Source organism: uncultured Mycobacterium sp. (genome assembly GCF_964249325.1).
GTDB lineage: Bacteria > Actinomycetota > Actinomycetes > Mycobacteriales > Mycobacteriaceae > Mycobacterium.
In genome coordinates this window covers 1-2187 of the sequence record NZ_CAXUCH010000405.1, presented here as the reverse complement: position 1 = coordinate 2187, position 2187 = coordinate 1, and the positions used below count along the sequence as shown (strand labels likewise).

The following is a 2187-nucleotide window of genomic DNA, read 5'->3' as shown; positions in this document are numbered from 1 at the left end:
CCCGCACTGGGCCGGCCCCGCCCCCCCCCCCCACTTGATGACGCGCGACGCGCAAAAGACCGACGGCAAAGACGATGGCGAACTGGCCGTGAATTTGCGGGTACGCGTTTACCCCGGCACCGGACACGAGGACTGCGGCATCGTCGTCGAGGATTTCGGCGAATCGGCCGGGCAAGCCGTCGATGTCGGCAAATACCACATCGCCGATCCCGCACGACGATGGGCGGTGATGCTCGACGGCGGGAATCTAGTGTTCGTCGACAGTGATCAACTGGTTGCTGAATAGCTTTCGCGTCGATTCAGCTACATCGAAAACAACAAAAATTGGGTAATCTGGGCGGCCGAAAAATTGTCGTCGCTGACCAACACCACCGATTGGCGGCCGTCAGCCAACTTCGGACCCAGTGTGATGCCTTCGATGTTGTCGAGCGGCGAAAGCCCGGGGGTGGCGGACATGTCGACGGCCAGCGATTTGGCCATCGGTTGCACTTGACTGCCGACCATCGACGGCACAGTCAGCACGTCGGTTGCCTCGCCGATCTCGGCACGAAAAACCCGGACCGTTGGATGTGCGCCGCCGGAACGTTCGACCACGAGAAACGCGGTATCCGACAGCGCGACCAGATCCGAGACCCCATTGGACGCATCGAAGCCGGGGGCCCGCTCCAACGGATAGGCGTATTGGGCCACCGGTGCCCGGGTGTCGACGTCGAATTTGGTAACGCGAGTCAATGCGCCGTGATCGCGGTCGGGCGGATCACCGTCGTTGTAGCCCGGTTCCTCCATCGCGGCGAACACAAACCGCCCGTCTGGTGTGAGCGCCAGCCCTTCCAACGCGGAATTGCGCCGCGGCCCATCATTATTCGCCGACATGGCCAGCACTGGCGGCAGTTGGAACTGGCCCAAATAGCCGCCGCCCAGCCCGGCGATGCCAATCCACGGGTCCAGCAGCACCGGCCTACCCGGGATGTCGGTGAGCCGCTCGCCCTCCGACGACCAATACAGCCGCTGCCGCACCGAATCGAAGGCGATCCCTTCCGGATCGGGCGGAACTGTCGGCGGCGAGGTTTGCAGCGACAGCGGCCGGAACGGATGGCCTGACTCGTCCAGCAGCAGGTCGACGTCGGTGAAGGTCACGTCACTGATTCCCTTGTCCGACAAGGAAAGTCGCACAGTGTAGAAGCGGGCCGGGTTGACGGCGGAGCGGTCGTCGCTGATCACGTAGTACACCTGACGCTGGGGGTCGTAGCTGATCGCGGACAAGCCGCCGATGACCGTGTCGCGAAATTTCGCGGCATGCGCAACCTGCGCCTGACCGATGTAGCGCAGTGACGGTAGGGGCGCCGGTGTGCCGGACGTGCCGCATCCGGCTAGCCACAGGCTGCACACCACCAGCAGCCGACTCAAGGCGCGCATCACGTGACGGTCGCGATGAGCAAACCGACCAGGTAGGTGGCCGCAATGGCCACGGATCCGAAAAGCAGCTGCCGGGATGCGGACCACCACACCGGCTTACGGGTGAACCGGGCGGCCAGACCGCCGGCGATCAGCAAGCCGATCCCGCCGCACACCAGCCCCGACCACAACGACCCGTAGCCGGCCAAGTACGGGACCAGCGGAATGACAGCGCCAATCGCGAACATTGCGAAAGACGAGACCGCCGCGACGCGGGCCGACGGCAACTCGGTGGGATCAAGGCCGATCTCCTGCACCAGATGGAAGTTCACCGCCCGGTTCTCGTCCCGGTGGATTTCGTCGGTGGCGATCTGCGCGGTGGGCTTCGTCATACCCATTGCGACAAGCATGTCGACAAGTTCGGCCCGTTCGGCTTCGGGACGCACCCGCAAAGCGCGGCGTTCGACATGGGCTTCGGAGCGTACCTGCTCGTTGGCGGTGGTGACCGATGAGTACTCGCCCAGCGCCATGGAAAACGCGCCCGCCAGCAGTCCGGCGATTCCGCTCAACAGCACGGTGTGCGCGTCGCCACCGGCGGCCACGCCCGCGATGAGGCCGGTGTTGCTCACTAACCCGTCCATGGCGCCGAAGGTGGCTGCGCGCAGCCAGCCCCCGCTGACATCGGGGTGGCGGTGACCGACGTCGTAGGGCCGTTCGGGTGGTGGCTGTCGCCCGGGGGCTGGGGGGGGCCTGGCGCGAGCTAAGCCGCCGCGGTGGACATCACCGCCTCCT

Annotated in this window: 3 protein-coding genes; 1 reads left to right on the top strand and 2 read right to left on the bottom strand. The window is 65.4% G+C overall.

Annotated elements, in window-relative coordinates:
• Positions 1 to 286, top strand: a 286-nt coding sequence (locus ACFE99_RS25185) for a hypothetical protein (protein WP_375489614.1), incomplete at its 5' end; no start/stop codon positions are given.
• Between the two features lie 17 nt (positions 287 to 303).
• Here ACFE99_RS25185 and ACFE99_RS25180 read toward each other — a convergent pair.
• Positions 304 to 1416 carry an esterase-like activity of phytase family protein gene (locus ACFE99_RS25180; protein ID WP_375489612.1) on the bottom strand — a complete coding sequence of 371 codons (1113 nt, stop codon included), beginning with the start codon at positions 1414 to 1416 and terminating at the stop codon, positions 304 to 306.
• A complete protein-coding gene (locus ACFE99_RS25175) occupies positions 1416 to 2060 on the bottom strand; it encodes a VIT1/CCC1 transporter family protein (RefSeq protein WP_375489616.1) in 645 nt (214 codons plus the stop codon). The genes ACFE99_RS25180 and ACFE99_RS25175 overlap by 1 nt, the downstream gene beginning before the upstream one ends.
• Positions 2061 to 2187 lie beyond the last annotated feature (127 nt).